The sequence below is a fragment of the Pedobacter africanus genome (assembly GCF_040548825.1).
Classification (GTDB): Bacteria; Bacteroidota; Bacteroidia; order Sphingobacteriales; family Sphingobacteriaceae; genus Pedobacter; species Pedobacter africanus_A.
In genome coordinates this window covers 592,568-611,931 of the sequence record NZ_JBEPSL010000001.1, presented here as the reverse complement: position 1 = coordinate 611,931, position 19,364 = coordinate 592,568, and the positions used below count along the sequence as shown (strand labels likewise).

The window sequence follows — 19,364 nt, the reverse complement described above, 5'->3', positions numbered from 1 at the left end:
CTATTAAAATTTACAATTCAAAGTTTAGCCCGAAATTGAACTTCTTAGGTATCGGATATCCATTACCTTGCTCTTTTCCGAAATTATCTACATTCTCAGGATCTACCCCCGTATACTTGGTCAACAGAAACACATTGTCCATACTTGCAAACACCCTCAAGCGCCTTCCTTTGAATTTCTTTATAAAATTTTGCGGAAAATCGTACGACAGACTGATATTCCTTAACCTTAAAAAACTGCCATCTTCCAAAAACAAACTACTGTTACTAACGTAGTTGCCTATAAAGTCATAGTTTACCTGATCCTTTCTCCATGGATTTATACTAGGGTATTTTGCGTCGGGATTCTCAGGCGTCCATATATCATATTTAGAAATATCAACCAGATTTCTTTGTCCGCTTGGGAAATTAAGGTTTCCATTACCCTCCCAGCTAATGCTTCTAAAACGATCGTTTAAAGTCTGGTTGATCACTTTGTTACCTATAGAGTAGGTCATAAAAACATCCAGCTGCCATGCAGCACCCGATTTTGTGGCATAACGGAACGAATGGTTTAAACCGCCGTAAACTTTCGGATTGGGATCGCCCATGTAAATTTTATCCGAGTAATCGTCGTCATCTATCCTGATCAAGCCATCATTGTTCTGGTCTCTGAATATTGCATCGCCAGCCTGATAGGCTCCCCCAAAACCTACAACATTTTTATAGATAGACCTGAGCTTGGCACCTGTATAGGGATTAATTGGCACCTCATCGTCTGATTTATACACCCCCATATATTCCAGCAGATAGAAACCATTTAATGGTCTTCCTACCTGCAAATAGGCACCAGTAACACCACGACTAATGCTCCGGCCAAAATCCGGCAATTTCAGCAGGGTATTCTTATTTTTGGAAGCGTTTAAAGTAATATTGTATTGAAAGGCCTTGTTAACCGGTAGCGTATAAATGGTAAAAGTCAAATCTAACCCTTTATTGGACAAGGCCCCGCCATTGATAAAACGCCTTGCATAACCACTTGTGGTTGGAAGCGGATCATCAAACAGAAAGTTATCTGTTTTCTTGTAGTAGTAATCAACAGAAGAAGTTACCCTTCCGTTAAAAAATTCCAGGTCAAGTCCCCCACCATAGTTAATTGTACTCTCCCAGGTCAGGTTCGGCAACGGGATTCCGTTTGAGCCGCCGTAGTTAGGAGCAAGAATGGATACCCCTCCATAAGTAGTATTGGCATTGTATCGGCCTACGGACAGATAATTATCATCATATTGTCTACCCGCACGCCCGATACTAGTCCTGAGTTTACCAAAATTGAACCACCGGGAACTCAGTTTTTCAAAAAAAGGTTCTTTTGAAAATATCCAGGCAGCCGATGCAGAAGGAAAATACCCCCATCTATTCTCCTTCCCAAATTTCGATGAACCATCTGTACGGATTGCCGCCTGTAAAATATATTTAGCTTTGTAATCGTATGATAAACGGGAATAATAAGACAGCATCCCATAGTCTGTATTACTTGTCAGCAATGAGATATTGGTTTGCGGGTATCCAAAAATAACCTGCTGTGCATCACTAGGTCCATTTGTACCACTGCCTCTGATGTAGTCTGTAGTGGTAACGTCAATGGCATTTCCCAATACAAAATCAATGGTATGTGCATTCGCAATTTTATGGTTTAATCTCAGGTAAGTCTCGCTTACCAATTTAAGGTTCTCCAGCGCATAGTATGAGGCAGAAGGCTTTCCATTACTTGATGCAAGGGAGGGCACAAAACCTCTTTGCCGGTCGAACCTGTAAACTGCCGAAGCTCTTGAAACCAGGCTCAGCCATTTAAAAACGTCATAATTCAATTCTAACTTAGCAATAATGTTCCTGCTAAGGTTTAAGTTAACAGACTTATCATAGGCATCTAAAAACCGGGTAAAATAACCGCTTGAAGGTGAAGGAAATAAAGAAGAGGTAAAATCATTACCTATTACCGAAGCTGTATTGTCAGAACCTCGCTTAGCGCTGGCATCGACCTGGTTCAAAATGGCCTGGGCCGAAATATTGAGGCTGGGCAGCGGGCTAAATTGGCCATTATAGCTTAATGAATACCGGGTAAAACCTGATCCTACAACAATACCTTTTTCATCATAGTAGTCGGCTCCGATCCTATAGTTTGCATTCTCAGTTCCACCACTAATGCCTAAATTGATATTTTTAAAATTTGCATTTTTGAACAAAATCCCCTGCCAATCTGTAGAGTTATTGTAAAAGCTATTCAGACTATCAGTCAATTCAATTGGCAGATTTCCATAGCTATTCTTAGGGTTTTCAGCCGGCGTTGCTTTCTGATACATGTCCCATAATTTCAGCTTTTGAGCCCGTTCAGCATTCCCCCCTAGTGTGCTTCTTAATTCGGGATAGTAGGAAAACCCGTATTGTGTATTTAGATTTACAATAGGTTTTCCTGCTTTACCGCGCTTGGTCTTGATCATCACCACACCATTTGCACCGCGTGAACCATAAATTGCTGTGGCTGAAGCATCCTTCAATACATCTATAGATTCCACATCATAAGGGTTAATTCCTGCCAGCAAGCTGGTTAATGATTGGTTTGGATTTGAAGTATCGAAGTTATCCTGCTCCATAGGTACCCCATCTACCACAAATAGCGGCGGACTTACAATATTCGAATTTGCATCCCTTGAAACCGCAGCCAATCCCCTTACCTGAATGTTACTTCTGGCGCCCGGCATCCCCGAACTATTCTGAACCAGTAACCCAGGTACAAGTCCCTGCAGCATTGCTTCAATGGTTGCGGTAGGTTTATTCTCCAGCTGCTCCCCTTTTACAGTGGATATAGAGGAGGTAGTTTTGAGCCTGGATTGCTCGCCATATCCAATAACCACAACATCATTTAACTGCGACTGGTCTTCTTCCAGCGCAACCTTAAGCGACTGCTGGCCCTTAACGGCGATCTCCTTTCTCTTGAATCCGATAAAACTAAAAACAAGCACATCATCATCTTCTACGTCAATAGAAAAATCGCCCTTATTGTCGGTTACTCTTGTTGTGTTTTTGTTTTTAACCTTTACAGTTACACCTGGTACAGGCAAACCTTTGGCATCTGTTACTTTACCGGTAATCAGTTTAAAGTGTAACACCAAAAATGACATATGGCTTTCCTCTTCCCGCTTTCGTACCACTATGGTGTTCTGGTTAATGGCAAAGGTTAGGGGCTGTCCTTCAAAACATTTTTCCAGGACAGCGATCAGTTCTTCGTTGGTGACATTCAACGAAACTGGTTTTGTTTTTTTGATGAGTTGCGGACTATACAATAAAGTATACCCGCTTTGCTTTTTTATTTTACTTAAAAGCTGTTCCAGAGAAGCGTTTTTTTCAGCTAAAGTGATCTTCTGGGCAAAACCATTGGCACTTACCTGTAAAAATGCTGCAGTCATTAATACGACGATGATCTTAATGCGCATGATGATCTGTTTTTTTATACATAGCCACCTTTGTTCACAGGCCGGCCGGCAATGAATATTTTTATTCATACATTTGTTTAGTTTGGATTGACAATAATTGGTCTTCGAAAATTCATTAAGTTTGATCCAGACAAATTAACCGGAGAGGTGGTTCCAAGCACCTCCCGGTCTTTTTAATCCAGATAAACCAATTGTGGTGAGTCTCTATTTCTTCATATTTGGTTGGTTTAGGTTTATAGTTGGTTGATTTCTCAGGTATTGTTTTTCACAGTGCTAATTCGCTATAACTTTAATTTTCCGGCCATCAATCTCAAAGTGCACCATATCCGTTAATTCCAGTGTTTTAAGTACCTCAGATACGTTTTTAAAACGCGATACCGAGCCTGCCAGATCTTTATCATTTATATTTCCTTCATACGATATTTCCAGGTCATACCAACGTGCCAGCTTACGCATGGCCGATGGAATGCTCTCTGCATTAAATACAAAATATCCTTCTTTCCACGCGGCTGCTTCACTGGCATCAACATCTTTTACGCTGATATTGTAGGTATCAACCTGCGACTGCTGCCCTGGGTTCAGGATTACATTTTTCTTATTTACAGCGGTAAATACCTTCACGCGTCCTTCAAGCAGGGTGGTTCGGGTATTCCCCTCATCAGCATAGCTGTTGATATTAAAATGTGTCCCCAGCACCTCCACGGTCTGCTGGCTGCTCAACACACGAAATGGCCGCGCCTTATCCTTTGCCACTTCAAAATACGCTTCCCCGGTAAGCTCAACCCTGCGTTCATCGTTTCCAAAAGCTACAGGATAGCGTAACGAAGAAGCCGCATTTAGCCAAACTTGGCTGCCATCGGGAAGATTAACCTTGTACTGTCCGCCAATAGGGGTTTTGATAGTATTAAAAAGCCCACCTGCATTTGCGTCGCTATTTTTTATAATGGTATAAACCAATTGGCCGTCTGCACTTTTCACAATCTTAATTCCCGCCTGCCGGGCTACTTCCCCAGTTCCCAATTTGTTCAAATCTATTTTCGAGCCATCTGCAAGTACCAGTACAGCATTGTTGCCCCCGGGTTTAATCTCATTTGCATATTGAGCACCGTTATTCAGCGACGTATTTTTCATTGAACGATACAGGAAAATAACAAAAGTTATGGCTATAACCGCAGCGGCTACCGTTTTCCAGTTCAGGAACAGGTTTTTCTTTCGCTCATAAAGAGGAACTGCTGCAACTTCAGTCTTATCTATGCTGGCTTCTATTCTGGAAATTAATTCCGGATGATGCAAGCGCTCTGCAGGCTGATCCTCCAATAATTTTTCCCAGGCCTGGAGTAATTCCTTATAATCAGACTGTTCTGCATAATCCAGCCAAGTCGCAAAAGCATCTCTTTGTGATGGCGTGCTGGTACCAGCAGCAATTGGTTTCAATAAATCTTTTACTTCTTGTAGGGTCATAAAGTAAGCCGGTTTATTGATGAGACAGGCAAGCTCCGGAATTAGATACCCCTCTACCGAAAAAAATTAAATATTTTTATTTGATTAATCCGCTGGCAAAACAAAGGCCCATAAAAACGGTCAGATCGGTGTGTAAACGCAAGTATTCCTTCACATGCCGGGTGGCTGCATACAATTGTTTTTTAACCATCGATTTGGATATTTTTAGTTCTGTGGCAATCTGGTCCTGCGACAACTCCTCATAAGTGCTCATTTCAAACACCTGCCTGCGTTTGGGTGGCAGAGCATCAATGGCCCGTTGCATCACCTCCCGGTACTGGCTGTAAATATAATTCTGATCTGCACTGTTTCCAGACAATTCGCTATGGTTTACAATGTAATCAAACGCCTTCTGTTTTACTTTGCTATGCTCATGCAGGTTCACCAATTTGTTCCTTGCCATGCTGTAGATATAGCTGTTAAAAGACCTTATGCCCGAAAGGCCTTCCTTTCGTTCCCATATTTTCATAAAAATATCGTGCAGAATTTCCTCGGTATCTTCTTTAGAAAAACGCGTAAAAGGCAGAATATATTTGTAGAGTTTGGGTAAATAAAAAGTGTATAAGATGGTATAAGCCGTCCGGCTTCCCGCAGCAGCTTCCTCAAGAAGCCTGTTTTCATCTTTAAGCACACTCACTACGTTGCTATCCATTATTTCACCCTCTTTAGCATTAATTCGTATACTCAAACATAACTAATTTAGGTAACAATATACTATACAAAAGATTTTCTATGCAGAAACAGGTACCACAAGCCCTTAAGCTGCAGGCTAATTTAAATTAAACTTATCATTACTGATTTTCACCACATTAGAGGTAAATACAATACCAACAATCAATATCCCGATCACAATGGCCAGTACAACCTGAAAGCCTGAGTAAATCTTATTGCCCGATACCATAAAGGCTGAATCCTTGATCAGCTCCTCACCTACCTGCTTTTGAATGTTCATCAGTTCAGAAAGTTTTTTGATGGTCGTCCTGGAAGATTCACGCCCCTCTGTTTCATAAAGCACCCTTGCTGCTCCCAGCCCCTCCGCCTTTGCAGTTGCTAGGATTTTATTTTCTACTTCTACCGTACTGCCAAGTCCGTTTTTTAAATGTACCAGCTGTTCCTTTTCCTGCCTTACCAGCAAGGTCTTGCTGTACTTCTGTATCAGCGAATCTATAGAGGTATTCAGTGCTGCCAGCTGCACCTGTAACTTATCGACATTAAACAGGTGCTCCGGCTCGTATAAGGCATCTTCAAACAACGACTTTTTCAGGTAGGCCTTTTCAGCTACATAAAACAGATCTGCTGCAGGGATCAGTCTGTCATTGTACATCGATACAAAGGACTCGTTCATGCTTTTCACACTCTTATCTTCTAAAAACCTGATCAGTAAGGTACAAGCCATGATACAGAACAACAGTACCGCAATTTTCATTTTTTGTTTAACAGAGTATGCAAATCTCATAACGAATATCAATTTAAGGTTAAAACTGCTCTTCTGCGGGGGCCGAAAACAGTTTAGCCGCAAAATTTACTAAAAATAATTCTCTTCTCGCTCTTGTTACACCAGTATATAGCCACCTTAAAAAATCCATATCTACCATTTCATCTGTTAAATAACCCTGATCTACAAACACAGCGTCCCATTGCCCGCCCTGAGCTTTATGGCAGGTCACGGCATAAGCAAACTTAATCTGCAGTGCGTTGTAATAAGGGTCTTCCTTAATTGCATTGAACCTTTCCCGCTTATTTTTAATATGTTCATAGTCTATATTTAACTGTTCAAAGAGTTGATTGTTTTGCTCATAAGATAAATTGGGAGCGTCAACTGTGAGTGTATCCAGCATCACCTTACACGTAACTGCACCAACATCAGGAAAGTCAAGAAATTCCAACTGTACTTCTGCAAATCGCAATCCGTACCTTTCTTCGGTTTTCCTCACTCTGACGATCCTGGCCATATCACCATTGGCAATAAAGGCTGCTGATTCATTTTCAGGAAGCCAGAAGTAATTGTTCCGCACCACCATGATCTGATCTCCACCTGTCAGCTCTTCTTCCCTGTAAAGCAACCTCGCCCTGATCTGCTGGTTGTATACATTTGCCGATTTATTAGACCTGCAAACCACCAGGCAGTTTTCTATGCCAAATTTCCGATAGGCATATTCCAATCCCTCTACCAGCTTTAAACCGGTCATCCTGAAAATATCCTTATAATTTTGGGTCATGAATTTCGGCAATATAATGTTACCCTCTTCATCTTTTTCCAGATCGCTGATCATCCTGCGCAGCATGGTGGCATTGGCCAGGATACCCGATTTCTTTTCCTGCCTTACCACCTCTTTAAGTTCAATCGCCCTTACCTGTTTCCCAAAATTTGAAGCGATGTAAGCCGGGTTTAAAGCCGGACTTTCAATACTGCCAACCGGAGGCAGCTGCGCCGTATCGCCCACAAATACCACTGCACAGTTTTTACCGTTATATGCAAATTCCATCAGGTCCTTTAAAAAAGAGGAACCAGTATGCGAAATCCATTCGTCGGCAATCATAGATGCCTCATCTACGATGAACAAAGTGTGCTCGGCAAGATTAGGTGCCAGCTGAAAGGACAGGTCAGTACCAACGGCAGAACGTTTTCTGTATATCTTTTTGTGAATAGTAAGTGCCTTTTTACCGGTATAGTTGCCCATTACCTTTGCTGCCCTACCCGTTGGGGCCAGCAATACCGATCGTACTTTAAACTGTGGAAGGGCTTTTACCAGGGCAGCTAGCGAAGTGGTTTTACCTGTCCCGGCATAGCCCCTTAAGATGAAACATTGCCCATCCAGTCCTCCGGATAAAAAAGAGGCCATTTCCCTGCAAAAATCAAGCTGTTCTGCTGTGGGTACGAATTCATAAGAAGCTTGTATTATTGCTGCTTTATCCATTTAGCAAATATGCGATGGTGATGTTATAGAAAAAAGGATTAATTTTGCTAATATGGATAATAAAAACAGCATACTATTAGTTGATCCGGAATTTGACCCAAATACGGCAGAAGATTGCGATCTGTTGTTGAAAATAACACCAGATAGTCTGTCGTACGCAATTATTGATAAAAACAGCAAACAGCTTAAAGCCGTATATGATGAGCAGGAATGTACAGATGTTCCACAAACACTTTCCCGCAGGCTTAAAAACGACAGCTATTTAGGTCTGCCTTTTAAAGAGGTCAAAGCCGCTGTACATACCGAAAACAGCATAAACATTCCTAATGAACTGTTCAATGCACAGGAATTGAACCAGTATGCAAAATTCTTTACTGAAGAACAATCTGCTAATTTATACACCAGGCCTTTCAATGTTTTTGGCTTCACTTCCATTTTTACGCTTCAGCAATTTACTGAAGATATGCTGACAGGTTCTTTAAACAATTACAAGCTTTACGCACAAAATGCATCAGTTTTAACATTGGCTGCACAAAACAGCAATCAGGCCCTGGTACTCGACTTTACAGCTGCGTCTTTTAATGTAGCCTACACACAAAATGGCCAGCTCATCTTTCAGCATTACTACCAAACAGATCATGCAGAAGAGTTTAATTATTACCTGCTGCTCATCATCAGTCAGCTCAACATCAACACCAGCAACACCCAGGTATACCTGAGTGGAATTATAGACCAGGAAAATACCTACTATAAGTGTATACAAAAGTATTTTAGCAACATACATTTTAATTTACCTTTTGCGGGAGAAATTGACCAGAAAATTCTGGACGACATGCCCGCTCACTATTACAGCAGCCTGCTGGCACTCGATCTATGCGAATAATAGGAGGAAAATTAAAGGGCATCCGCTTTAATGCCCCCGGGAATTTACCTGTAAGGCCTACAACAGACATGGCCAAAGAAGCACTTTTTAATATCCTTTACAATACGTACGACTTTGACAACTGCGAGGCGCTGGATCTTTTTTGCGGAACCGGGAACATCAGCATCGAATTCGCATCCCGGGGTATAAAAAAGGTTACAGCAATAGACAAACATTCCGGCTGCGTACATTGGGTAAAATCAGTTGCTGACAAACACAAACTAACAGAAATCGAAGTACATAAGGCCGATGTTTTCAAATTCCTTGAACAACATCAGCAAAGTTTTCAACTCATTTTTGCAGATCCGCCTTATAACCTGCCAACCATACCTTTGATTCCTGAACTGGTATTTAAAAACAACTTACTTACTGATAACGGTTTGTTAATAGTAGAACACCCATCTTTGCTAAAACTGAATGATAAGCCTGGCTTTACTGAAACCAGGCGGTATGGAAATTCCTCCTTCAGCTTTTTTGAAAAACCCGATTAATCTATTTACGTTATGAAGATCGCACTCTTTCCTGGTTCATTTGATCCCATCACCATTGCCCACGTAGACATATTAAAACGTGCATTACCATTGTTTGATAAAATTGTGGTAGGTATAGGATTGAACAGTTCAAAACAAAGTTTTTTATCGGCAGAAAAAAGAGGAGAAATTGTAAGAACAGTATTTGCAGGAATCTCAAATGTTGATGTACAGCTGTATGAAGGCCTTACTGTTGATTTCTGCAGAAGGATCAATGCAAACTATATGGTAAGGGGTATCCGTTCTGTTGGCGATTTTGAATATGAAAGGGCCATTGCACAGATCAATCAGACCATGATGCCTGAAATGGAAACGATATTTATCCTGAGCAAGCCCGAATACTCTGCCATCAGTTCTACTATCGTTAGGGATATTTTAAGGAACAATGGCGATGTGAGCAAGTTTTTACCCCCGGAAGCCATCGCTCACCTATAAAACGCGTTGCCCCAAAAGTTCGGCTGCTTCCAGCACATCCATAATAGAAGGATAGGTATTGGCCAATATCGGTGCCAGTTCTGTTTTGTTTAGCCAGTTTGCTTTGGTAATACCCTCCTCCCTTTGCGGGATCAGTTTAGGCTCTCCTTTAACCGTCATACTATACCAATTGGTCTTTTTCAGCACAATTTTGCTGCCCAGTGTATACACATGATAAGTTTTACAAAGCTTCTCGTCATTGGTCCATATCTTTACACCACATTCCTCCTCTACTTCCCGCAACGCCGCCTCCTTCATTTTCTCACCTTTTTCTACCTTGCCCTTTGGAAGATCCCATTTTTTGTTTCTGAAAATAAACAGGTAGTTTCCTTTTGTACTGGCCACCAATCCACCTGCTGCTTTAATGATCAGACAGCTTTTCCTGATTTTTTTAAACAAAGCTTTTGGGTCGGCATCCAGCAGCACATAATTTTTTCCGGCGATTGTGCCCAAGGATGTATAAAAACCTGCAAAACTAAAACCTGTTACACTTAGCTGCTCCACTTCATCAGACATTTCAGGTAAGGAAGATGCGATGTATAAAGTATTGTCGTTAATATAAATTCTGTATGCTTTCATAACTGCTGCCTGCATTAAAAAAGTTTAAGGCTATGCTCATGGTACCGAACAGCCAAAAACCAGGTTTTAAAAGTACAGAATTACTGCACCTCTTTAAAATTTATCTGACAATTTATTACAGATACTCCCGCATCATCTGGATTTTCTTAATCTCACGAAGTTGTGTGAGAGCCTTTTTCTTTGCCCGCCTGATCGTTTCCGTGCTAAGTCCTAATAAACTACCAATATCGTCGTTCATTAACTGAAAATCATTTCCAAGGCCAAAAGCAAGACTAAGCACACGTTGCTGACGGGGACTTAACGCTTTCAGCATCAGTTCAATATCAGATTTCAATCCTGCTTTTCCCAACTCCACATCTGGTTCGGGTAGGCCAGGATCTTTCAGTGTCACATACAGAAGTTCCCCATTTTCCGGTTCATAAGGCTGGTCAAGCCAGCAGCCGCAGACTGTGCTTTGCAGGTAATCATGCGCCATACCTTCTGAAATGTCCATAAACTCAATCAACTCGTCCTTGACCGGACGGCGTTCCAGCTGCTGTTCAAGTATCTGTGCTGCTTTTTCGAGACCATGCACCCCGTTTATCTGGCTTAATGGCAAACGGATCAAGCGTTTATGCGTACTTATACCCTCCAAAATAGATTGCCTGATCCACCACACCGCATAAGAAATAAATTTGAAACCCCTGCTTTCATCAAAACGTTCTGCAGCTTTCATCAGGCCAATATTTCCCTCCTCAATTAAATCAGCAAGTGGCAGTCCTTGCATTTCATATTTTTTTGCTACCGACACCACAAACCGAAGGTTACAGTTGATCAGCTGGTGCAAAGCAGCATGATCTCCATTTTTAATTTTACGTGCCAATGCAATTTCTTCATCTGCGCTGAGCAAAGGATATCCTGAGACATCCTTAAGATAACGTTGCAGTGAATCCTGCCCTCTGGTGGTAATGGATCGTTCCATTTTGATTTCCTTCATGAGCTATTTGAAAATTTAATTCTGCATGCCAAAGTTCAACAGCTTATATCAAAAAGACTAGAACTCTGTTCATTACAGGAGGCTGTCCGGAATGACCCACCAAAAACAGAATAAAATTTCAAAACACACAACAGGTATACATGGAAACAAAATTTTATATTACAGCTATATCATCAACTCTTTATCAAACTGGTAATCAGGACAGGGCAAAAAAGATTTTCCCCCTGCAACATTATTTACCGATATTTGCAGACATAGGTATAATTAATTAAACAAGTATTTTTGCGGTACTACGTCAAACGGCTAACATAGTTTAGGCTAGTGTTCGCACAAATGTAAAGAATTCCGTATTTTTGCGTTATGTATAATAAAAGTGATATTGAATTAAAGGTAGCTGAATTTTTATTACAAATAAAAGCAATAAAGTTACAACCTAACAACCCGTTTACATGGGCTTCTGGTTGGAAATCTCCTATTTATTGTGACAATAGGATCACACTCTCCCATCCATCGGTAAGGACATACATCAGGCAAAAACTTTCGCAACTTATCCAGGAAGAATTCGGATCCGTTGACCTCATCGCAGGCGTTGCTACTGCCGGCATACCTCAGGGTGCCCTGGTAGCCCAGGAACTGGGCCTGCCATTTGCTTACGTAAGATCGAAAGCGAAAGAACATGGTACAGGAAGCCTGATAGAAGGAGAAATCGTTGAAGGACAGCGTGTGGTGGTTATTGAAGACCTCATCTCTACCGGGAAAAGCAGCCTTCAAGCTGTTGAAGCCCTTAGAAATGCAGGCTTATCTGTTGCAGGATTAGTAGCTATATTTACTTATGGATTCGACCAGGCCGACGAAAATTTTGCCGCAGCCAAATGTCGTTATGCTACACTTTCCAATTACAATACCTTAATTGAATACGCAGCAGAACACAGCTTCATAGCTCAGAAAGACGTAGACCTTTTAACAAAGTGGCGCAGAAACCCATCTGAATGGGGAAAAGAATTAGAAGAACTAACCTAACAGCAAATGACAGTTATTGAAAGTACTACAGCGCTAAACCTGCCTGTAGAAAAAGTATATGCCTTTCTGGCCGATCTGAACAATCACCAGCAATTGATGCCTGAAAATATATACAACTGGTCTTCTACCGAGGATGAAGCCAGTTTTACCATACAAAACATGGCCAAACTTGCCATCAAAATTTCGAGCCGCACAGAAAACCGTGAACTAATAGCCGTACCGACCGAAAAAGCCCCTTTTGATGTGGAATTAAAATGGACAGTAGCCGATAATGGCAACGGAGGCACTATTGCTACACACACCATCTCTGCAGATCTGAACATGATGATGAAAATGCTTGCCGCCGGACCGCTGCAAAAACTGGCCAATCATCAGACAGAAAGATTAGCAGAGATTCTGAAATAAGTATCCCTTAAATATAAAAAAGCGTGCCGGGTAATCGTATCCGGCACGCTTTTTTTGTATATTGATGGCAACTTTATCACAGATGAAAAAGATTTTTACCCTTATTCTTTCACTGCTGACATTTTGCCTTTATGCGCAAAACACCCTTGTCGGCAAAATGAATGTTCCAAACCATCCAAGGTTATTGCTGCTACAGGATGAAGAAGAAAATATCCGTCAAAGCCTCAAGTCCAATGCCACACTACAAAAAGTACATATAAGTATACTCACCAAGTGTGATAGTTTTCTAAAGCAGGCACCAGTACAGCGCATACAAATTGGCCGCCGCTTACTTGATAAATCCAGAACTTGTCTCCAGCGTGTCTTTTACCTCTCTTATGCCTGGCGAATGACCAGGCAGGAAAAATACCTGAAAAGGGCAGAGCAGGAAATGCTTGCCGCCGCTGCTTTTGAAGACTGGAACCCTTCTCATTTCCTGGACGTAGCAGAAATGACCATGGCGCTCGCCATTGGGTACGATTGGCTTTACAATGATCTATCCCAAAACTCCCGCTCTGATATAAAAAAAGCGCTTCTTACCAAAGGTCTTGAGCCTTCAATGTTAACCGGCAGCAATATGTTCTGGCTTAATGCGGCACACAACTGGAACCAGGTTTGTAATGCAGGCCTTTCCTTTGCTGCAATAGCATTATACGAAGATCAGCCCGAATTCTCCAATACCATCATCAAGCGGGCCGTAGATAAAGTTAACCTGCCCATGAAAGTCTATGAACCCGATGGAGCTTATCCCGAGGGATATGGCTACTGGAACTATGGTACAACGTTTAATGTTATGCTCATCAGTGCTTTTCAAAAAGCATTCAACACTGATTTTGGTCTGGGAGAAAAAGCTGGCTTCTTAAAAACTGCGGGCTATCTGCTCAACATGACCGGTCCCACCAATCTGCCCTTTAATTATTTCGACTCAGGAAATAGCGCCGAGATTAACCCCGCCATGTTCTGGTTTGCCACAAAATTGAAAAATCCATCTCTATTATTTAACGAGCTAAGGTACCTTAACAAAAACACCAATACACTAACCAACGATCGACTTCTTCCTGCTCTGCTCATTTGGGGTAGTGGTATTCCTTTGAACAAAATTCCTACCCCACAAGAAAATATGTGGACGGGAAAAGGTGCTAATCCGGTCGTGATGATGCGCAGCTCATGGACAGACCCGAACGCCTTATATGTAGGTATTAAAGGCGGAAGTCCGTCCTTGAACCACGGCCATATGGATGTGGGTTCTTTTGTAATGGAGGCGAATGGCGTACGCTGGGCCAGCGACTTTGGAATGCAGGGCTATGAATCTTTGGAGTCCAAAGGCGTCGACCTCTGGAACATGAAGCAAAACTCTCAGCGCTGGCAGGTACTGAGGTACAACAATCTTTACCACAACACCCTCAGTGTTAACAATGAATTTCAGCAGGTTGAAGGTACGGCCCCGATCATCAGCTACGCTGATGATCCTTATTTCAGAAATGCAGTGCTCGATATCAGTTCGGTCTATAAAAACCAACTTACCAAAGCCCTACGCGGAATTGCCCTGGTAAACAGCAGTTATGTAGTAATCCGTGATGAACTGGAAAATAATGACAATCCTTCAGTTGTTCGTTGGGCCATGCTCACCACTGCGGAAGTTAAAATTACAGGTAAGAACGAAGCTGAACTCAAGAAAAAGGGCAAAAAATTAATCCTTCGTGTTTTAGGCCCTGCAGATATCAGCCTAAAAACCTGGTCTACCAGCCCCACAACCACCTATGACGCCCCAAATCCTGGAACTGTAATGATCGGTTTTGAAACCTCCCTGCCCGCGAGTTCTGCAAAAGCATTAACGGTACTACTTATACCTGAAACAGCGGAAAAACAAGTAGAAAGCAACATAAAACCACTAAAACAGTGGCCACTATAGCCGCATCCGCTTCATAACCAGCAGAAAGCCTATGCCCGTAAGTAGCAGGACAACTGCGGTACCGTACCACAAAACTTCAAATCCCCACTCGGCAGCTATCCTTGTACCTACAAATGGTGAAAATACATGAGCTACAGAAAAAGAAAGCGCATTGATTCCCATATATGCACCCCGTGTTTTTAATGAGGAACGCTGCAAAGTTACCGTCGCCATAAAAGGCATGGCCAGAATTTCAGAAATGCAGAATACAAACATGGCCAGGTACAACACCCATACCCCAACAGCCAGGTTTAAGATGAGGAAGGAAAGTCCGCAAAGTAACACCCCCAGCACGATTACTTCCCTTGCTGTCATTCTTTTCTCTGCAATATGAACCAGCAGCATCTCCAATAAAAACACCACCATACCACTAAAAGCCAGGATCACCCCAATATCTGCTTCGCTCAGTTTGTAAATTGTACGGTAATATAAAGGCAGCGTATTCAACAATTGAAAGAAGCAAATGGCAAATACACAACTCAGGATACTGAAAGCTATAAAAAGGCTATCGCGGTAAGGAGAACGCTCAATTACTCCGCTATTTAAAACAGGCTCTTCTTTCAGCTCCTTTTTCTCATTTCCCTTGCGGTTTCTGAAATAAAGAAAAAACATTAAAGCAGATAAAAAGGCAGCAATAGCATTACCATAAAATAAAAAAGCATAAGAAATAGCTGCCAGAAAACCACCCAGTGCCGGACCTATAGAAAAACCCAGGTTCATGGCCATCCGGTTTAATGAAAAGGAGCGGATAACGTTGTCAGGCTTAGCGTAATAAGCAATAGAAACCGAATTTGCAGGCCTGAATGTTTCTGAAATGATGCTCAGCATAAATACGCCAATGGCCAGCTTTAAAACGGTAGTAAGCTCAGGAAGCAGAAAAAACATAGGAACAGTAAGGATCAGACTGTACAACTGTACCTTGAAGTGCCCGGCTTTGTCAGTCAACCAACCTCCTAAAAAAGAGCCTGCTACAGCCCCTATTCCAAAACAACTCAATACCGTTCCGGTGTCCTCCAGACTAAAATGCAGGTGATTAACCATATAAACACCCAAAAAAGGGATCACCATTGCCCCACTTCTGTTGATGAGCATAACCAGCGCCAGCATCCACGCCGGAGCAGACAACCCTTTATAGGCATCCAGGTACAATCTAATAAATTCTTTCATCTTCTTTTAATATAAGGCCAATGCCTGGTTCAGTATGAGCCTGATCTTTTCTATAGGAAGGTCCTTTTGCGGATCAACCAATAAAATTTTCATTCTCGCCCGCTTTTCAACGATCAGATCTGGGTGCGCGATCTTATTTCCATTGACAATCCCTATGTAAGGGTACATGTATTTTTTATGTATCCAGAGATAACACAACATCTTGCCCCGATAATAAAAAAACGGGAGCTTATACTTCCATTCTGCCGTTATCTGCTGATCCTGTTTCAATATCAAATCCCGTAAAGCCATAAGGCAGCCTCTGGAAGGCTCTTCCTGCTGCAAATAGAAATTTTCAAGAGGTGTTAACATAGGAGGATTTTAAGGCAGAACCCCAAATATCGGAAATTTGGAAGAATATTACCCTATAAATGGCTTTACTTCTTCACAACTTTATGCATTCTTCACACCTGGTTCACACTTCCTTCACACCAAACCCACAAACAGGTACTTTTTTGTGAAGAAAGTGTGTAGAAGGTGTGGGTTATGTGAGGACTTGTTATATAGAAGGGTTCCGTTTAATCCAAACGAGACATAATTTCACACTATAGGGCTTAAGCCTGCAAATTAGTCATCTATCTGATCAGTTAAAGGACAAAATTTCCGGTTTTAATCAAAAAACCAAGGCGGCATTTACTTTGTTTAAGTAGTGATATGAACTTCAACAACTTTACAATAAAAGCCCAGGAAGCAATTCAACAGGCTTCCGAAATAGCCCAGGGCAATCAGCAGCAGGCTATTGAAATAGCACACCTTTTAAAAGGTTTGCTGACTGTTGATGAAAATGTGGTTTCTTATGTTTTAAAGAAACTAAACGTAAACCTGAATGTACTGAACCAGCAGCTGGATGCTGAAATTGAACGGTTCCCTAAGGTTACGGGCAGTAGCCCCTATTTAACCTCAGGAAGCAATTCGGCCTTGCAGAAAGCACAAGCTTACCTGAAAGAATTTAAGGACGAGTTTGTGTCTGTGGAGCATGTATTGCTTGGCCTGCTCTCGGTAAACGATAATACGTCCAAGTTTCTGAAAGACCAGGGCGTAACTGAAAAAGACCTGAAAAAAGCAATTATCGCTTTGCGTGGCGATAACCATGTAACCGGACAGAATGCCGAAGCCACCTATAATGCACTCAATAAGTATGCACGTAACCTGAATGAATATGCAGAATCGGGTAAGTTAGATCCTGTTATAGGGCGTGATGAAGAGATCAGAAGGGTAATACAGATCCTGTCGAGACGTACCAAGAATAACCCTATCCTGATTGGTGAGCCTGGTGTTGGCAAAACAGCAATAGCTGAAGGCATTGCTTTCAGGATCATCAAAGGTGACGTACCTACCAATCTGAAAACCAAAACAGTTTATTCACTGGATATGGGCGCACTCATTGCAGGTGCAAAATATAAAGGTGAATTTGAGGAACGTTTGAAAGCGGTAGTTAAAGAGGTAACCCAAAGCGATGGCGATATCATTCTGTTCATCGATGAGATCCACACCCTGGTAGGTGCCGGTGGTGGCGAGGGCGCCATGGACGCGGCCAACATCCTTAAACCTGCCCTTGCCCGCGGTGAACTTCGTGCCATTGGTGCAACCACGTTAGACGAGTACCAGAAGTACCTGGAAAAAGATAAGGCACTGGAACGCCGTTTCCAGAAGGTAATGGTAGATGAGCCGGATACCCAGGATGCTATTTCTATTCTGCGTGGATTGAAAGAGAGGTATGAAACCCACCATAAGGTGAGAATTAAAGACGAGGCCATTATTGCCGCCGTAGAGATGTCGCAGCGCTATATTGCCGACAGGTTTTTACCGGATAAAGCGATCGACCTGATGGACGAGGCAGCTTCCAAACTGCGTTTGGAGATGGATAGTGTGCCTGAAAAGGTAGATGAGCTGAACCGAAGGATCATGCAGCTTGAAATTGAACGCGAAGCCATAAAAAGGGAAAATGACACCAGGAAAGTAAAATTACTTGCCGAAGAAATTGCCAATTTATCTGCCGAAAGAGACGAGATCAAAGCCAAATGGCAGGGAGAGAAAGACCTGGTGGACAACATCAATACCGAAATTGAACAGATCGAAAATTACAAACTGGAAGCCGATCAGGCTGAACGTGCAGGTGATTATGGAAAGGTTGCTGAAATACGCTATGGTAAGATAAAAGAAGCCCAGGATAAAGTTGAAAAACTGAAAACGCAGCTGGAAGCACAGCAGACTGAAGGCCGGATGCTGAAGGAAGAAGTAACTGCTGATGACATTGCAGGTGTAGTGGGCAGGTGGACCGGTATACCGGTTACCAAGCTGATCTCGAGTGAAAGGGAAAAACTACTGAATCTGGAAACTGAACTACACAAGCGCGTAGCAGGGCAAGATGAGGCAATAGAAGCCATATCGGATGCTATACGCCGCTCGCGGGCAGGCTTGCAGGACAAGCGCAAACCAATTGGTTCTTTTATCTTCCTCGGCACTACGGGCGTGGGCAAAACTGAGCTGGCAAAGGCCCTGGCCGAATTCCTGTTCAATGATGAAAATGCAATGACGCGGATAGACATGAGCGAGTATCAGGAACGCCATGCGGTTTCAAGGCTGATTGGTGCCCCTCCGGGATATGTGGGTTATGATGAAGGCGGACAGTTAACGGAAGCCGTACGCCGCAAACCTTATTCAGTAGTCTTATTGGATGAGATTGAAAAAGCACATCCGGACGTATTCAATATTTTGCTGCAGGTATTAGACGATGGCCGGTTAACCGACAACAAAGGCCGTGTGGTGAATTTTAAAAACACCATTATCATCATGACCTCCAACATCGGCTCGCACCTGATACAGGATAACTTTAAATCATTAAATGAGGAAAATCACGATGAAGTGGTAGCCAAAACCAAGAACGAACTGTTTGAATTATTGAAACAGACCATCAGACCGGAATTTTTAAACCGGATTGATGAACTGATCATGTTTACACCGCTGAACCGTAGCGAACTGAGGGATATTGTGAGCCTGCAGTTTAAACATGTACAGGATACGCTTGCCGAAATGGGTGTAGAACTGGAAGCCTCTCCGGAAGCGCTGGACTGGCTGGCAGAACTGGGTTACGATCCGCAATTTGGAGCACGGCCATTGAAACGCGTCATACAAAAACGTATTTTAAACGAACTCTCTAAAGAAATCCTGGCCGGAAAGATAGATAAGGACAGTAAGATCAAACTGGATATGTTTGACCACAAATTTGTTTTCCTAAATAATAAATAAGTAAGATTTCCTAGTTTTTAAGCCCACATCTTCAACAAAGGTGTGGGCTTTTTATTTTTTGTTTAATTTTTAACCGATTTTCATAAATAAAATCAACATATATAGAACAATTCCAGTTAAAGTTTG

Annotated in this window: 16 protein-coding genes; 7 read left to right on the top strand and 9 right to left on the bottom strand. The window is 42.2% G+C overall.

Features of this window, described 5'->3' with window-relative positions; all coding sequences use genetic code 11:
* Positions 1 to 10: 10 nt before the first annotated feature.
* From ABIE26_RS02400 to ABIE26_RS02380, 5 genes are all read right to left on the bottom strand, one after another.
* The gene (locus ABIE26_RS02400) at positions 11 to 3,538 is read right to left on the bottom strand and encodes a TonB-dependent receptor (RefSeq protein WP_310140447.1); all 3,528 of its coding nucleotides are present in this window, start codon (positions 3,536 to 3,538) and stop codon (positions 11 to 13) included.
* A 204-nt stretch (positions 3,539 to 3,742) separates the two neighbouring features.
* Positions 3,743 to 4,930, bottom strand: a complete 1,188-nt coding sequence (locus tag ABIE26_RS02395; protein ID WP_310140449.1) for a FecR domain-containing protein — start codon at positions 4,928 to 4,930, stop codon at positions 3,743 to 3,745.
* Between the two features lie 76 nt (positions 4,931 to 5,006).
* On the bottom strand, positions 5,007 to 5,657 hold the full coding sequence (locus ABIE26_RS02390) for an RNA polymerase sigma factor (RefSeq protein WP_310140452.1): 651 nt from the start codon (positions 5,655 to 5,657) through the stop codon (positions 5,007 to 5,009).
* A gap of 81 nt (positions 5,658 to 5,738) precedes the next feature.
* Complete coding sequence (locus ABIE26_RS02385; RefSeq protein ID WP_310140454.1) at positions 5,739 to 6,425, bottom strand: MCP four helix bundle domain-containing protein; 687 nt, start codon at positions 6,423 to 6,425, stop codon at positions 5,739 to 5,741.
* Positions 6,426 to 6,444: 19 nt separating this feature from the next.
* Entirely contained in the window at positions 6,445 to 7,887 is a 1,443-nt protein-coding gene (locus ABIE26_RS02380; protein WP_310140456.1) for an ATP-dependent DNA helicase, read from the bottom strand.
* 52 nt (positions 7,888 to 7,939) lie between these two features.
* On the opposite strand from ABIE26_RS02380, the gene ABIE26_RS02375 reads away from it, so the two are divergent.
* From ABIE26_RS02375 to coaD, 3 genes are read left to right on the top strand one after another with little or no spacing between them, the layout of a single operon-like run.
* Positions 7,940 to 8,770: a DUF3822 family protein gene (locus ABIE26_RS02375; protein ID WP_310140458.1), complete on the top strand. Its 831-nt coding sequence runs from the start codon at positions 7,940 to 7,942 to the stop codon at positions 8,768 to 8,770.
* Positions 8,761 to 9,300 (top strand): RsmD family RNA methyltransferase, encoded by a 540-nt coding sequence (locus ABIE26_RS02370; RefSeq protein ID WP_310140461.1) that lies wholly within the window; start codon positions 8,761 to 8,763, stop codon positions 9,298 to 9,300. Before ABIE26_RS02375 ends, ABIE26_RS02370 begins: the two co-directional genes overlap by 10 nt.
* Before the next feature lie 12 nt (positions 9,301 to 9,312).
* The gene (coaD, locus tag ABIE26_RS02365) at positions 9,313 to 9,774 is read left to right on the top strand and encodes a pantetheine-phosphate adenylyltransferase (RefSeq protein WP_310140463.1); all 462 of its coding nucleotides are present in this window, start codon (positions 9,313 to 9,315) and stop codon (positions 9,772 to 9,774) included.
* Here coaD and ABIE26_RS02360 read toward each other — a convergent pair.
* Entirely contained in the window at positions 9,769 to 10,392 is a 624-nt protein-coding gene (locus tag ABIE26_RS02360; protein ID WP_310140466.1) for an NUDIX hydrolase, read from the bottom strand. The two genes, coaD and ABIE26_RS02360, sit on opposite strands and share 6 nt — an antisense overlap.
* Positions 10,393 to 10,507: 115 nt before the next feature.
* Positions 10,508 to 11,368: a sigma-70 family RNA polymerase sigma factor gene (locus ABIE26_RS02355; protein ID WP_310140469.1), complete on the bottom strand. Its 861-nt coding sequence runs from the start codon at positions 11,366 to 11,368 to the stop codon at positions 10,508 to 10,510.
* Between the two features lie 360 nt (positions 11,369 to 11,728).
* Between ABIE26_RS02355 and pyrE the strand changes: the two genes are divergently transcribed.
* From pyrE to ABIE26_RS02340, 3 genes are all read left to right on the top strand, one after another.
* Complete coding sequence (gene pyrE, locus ABIE26_RS02350; RefSeq protein WP_310140470.1) at positions 11,729 to 12,388, top strand: orotate phosphoribosyltransferase; 660 nt, start codon at positions 11,729 to 11,731, stop codon at positions 12,386 to 12,388.
* Between the two features lie 6 nt (positions 12,389 to 12,394).
* Complete coding sequence (locus ABIE26_RS02345) at positions 12,395 to 12,793, top strand: SRPBCC family protein (RefSeq protein ID WP_310140471.1); 399 nt, start codon at positions 12,395 to 12,397, stop codon at positions 12,791 to 12,793.
* An 82-nt stretch (positions 12,794 to 12,875) separates the two neighbouring features.
* Positions 12,876 to 14,744, top strand: a complete 1,869-nt coding sequence (locus ABIE26_RS02340) for a heparinase II/III domain-containing protein (protein WP_310140473.1) — start codon at positions 12,876 to 12,878, stop codon at positions 14,742 to 14,744.
* Here the strand turns inward: ABIE26_RS02340 and ABIE26_RS02335 are convergent.
* Positions 14,739 to 15,950 (bottom strand): MFS transporter, encoded by a 1,212-nt coding sequence (locus ABIE26_RS02335; RefSeq protein WP_310140475.1) that lies wholly within the window; start codon positions 15,948 to 15,950, stop codon positions 14,739 to 14,741. The two genes, ABIE26_RS02340 and ABIE26_RS02335, sit on opposite strands and share 6 nt — an antisense overlap.
* A gap of 6 nt (positions 15,951 to 15,956) precedes the next feature.
* Positions 15,957 to 16,301 carry a DUF1801 domain-containing protein gene (locus ABIE26_RS02330; protein WP_310140477.1) on the bottom strand — a complete coding sequence of 115 codons (345 nt, stop codon included), beginning with the start codon at positions 16,299 to 16,301 and terminating at the stop codon, positions 15,957 to 15,959.
* A 342-nt stretch (positions 16,302 to 16,643) separates the two neighbouring features.
* Here ABIE26_RS02330 and clpB point away from each other — a divergent pair, with 342 nt between their 5' ends.
* The gene (clpB, locus tag ABIE26_RS02325) at positions 16,644 to 19,238 is read left to right on the top strand and encodes an ATP-dependent chaperone ClpB (protein WP_310140479.1); all 2,595 of its coding nucleotides are present in this window, start codon (positions 16,644 to 16,646) and stop codon (positions 19,236 to 19,238) included.
* The last annotated feature ends 126 nt before the right edge of the window (positions 19,239 to 19,364 follow it).

Coding starts and splice junctions, on each gene's coding strand:
- ABIE26_RS02400 (WP_310140447.1), bottom strand. CDS start 3,538: ATGAATAAAAATATTCATTGCCGGCCGGCCTGTGAACAAAGGTGGCTA.
- ABIE26_RS02395 (WP_310140449.1), bottom strand. CDS start 4,930: ATGACCCTACAAGAAGTAAAAGATTTATTGAAACCAATTGCTGCTGGT.
- ABIE26_RS02385 (WP_310140454.1), bottom strand. CDS start 6,425: ATGAGATTTGCATACTCTGTTAAACAAAAAATGAAAATTGCGGTACTG.
- ABIE26_RS02380 (WP_310140456.1), bottom strand. CDS start 7,887: ATGGATAAAGCAGCAATAATACAAGCTTCTTATGAATTCGTACCCACA.
- ABIE26_RS02375 (WP_310140458.1), top strand. CDS start 7,940: ATGGATAATAAAAACAGCATACTATTAGTTGATCCGGAATTTGACCCA.
- ABIE26_RS02370 (WP_310140461.1), top strand. CDS start 8,761: ATGCGAATAATAGGAGGAAAATTAAAGGGCATCCGCTTTAATGCCCCC.
- coaD (WP_310140463.1), top strand. CDS start 9,313: ATGAAGATCGCACTCTTTCCTGGTTCATTTGATCCCATCACCATTGCC.
- ABIE26_RS02360 (WP_310140466.1), bottom strand. CDS start 10,392: ATGAAAGCATACAGAATTTATATTAACGACAATACTTTATACATCGCA.
- ABIE26_RS02355 (WP_310140469.1), bottom strand. CDS start 11,368: ATGAAGGAAATCAAAATGGAACGATCCATTACCACCAGAGGGCAGGAT.
- pyrE (WP_310140470.1), top strand. CDS start 11,729: ATGTATAATAAAAGTGATATTGAATTAAAGGTAGCTGAATTTTTATTA.
- ABIE26_RS02345 (WP_310140471.1), top strand. CDS start 12,395: ATGACAGTTATTGAAAGTACTACAGCGCTAAACCTGCCTGTAGAAAAA.
- ABIE26_RS02340 (WP_310140473.1), top strand. CDS start 12,876: ATGAAAAAGATTTTTACCCTTATTCTTTCACTGCTGACATTTTGCCTT.
- ABIE26_RS02335 (WP_310140475.1), bottom strand. CDS start 15,950: ATGAAAGAATTTATTAGATTGTACCTGGATGCCTATAAAGGGTTGTCT.
- ABIE26_RS02330 (WP_310140477.1), bottom strand. CDS start 16,301: ATGTTAACACCTCTTGAAAATTTCTATTTGCAGCAGGAAGAGCCTTCC.
- clpB (WP_310140479.1), top strand. CDS start 16,644: ATGAACTTCAACAACTTTACAATAAAAGCCCAGGAAGCAATTCAACAG.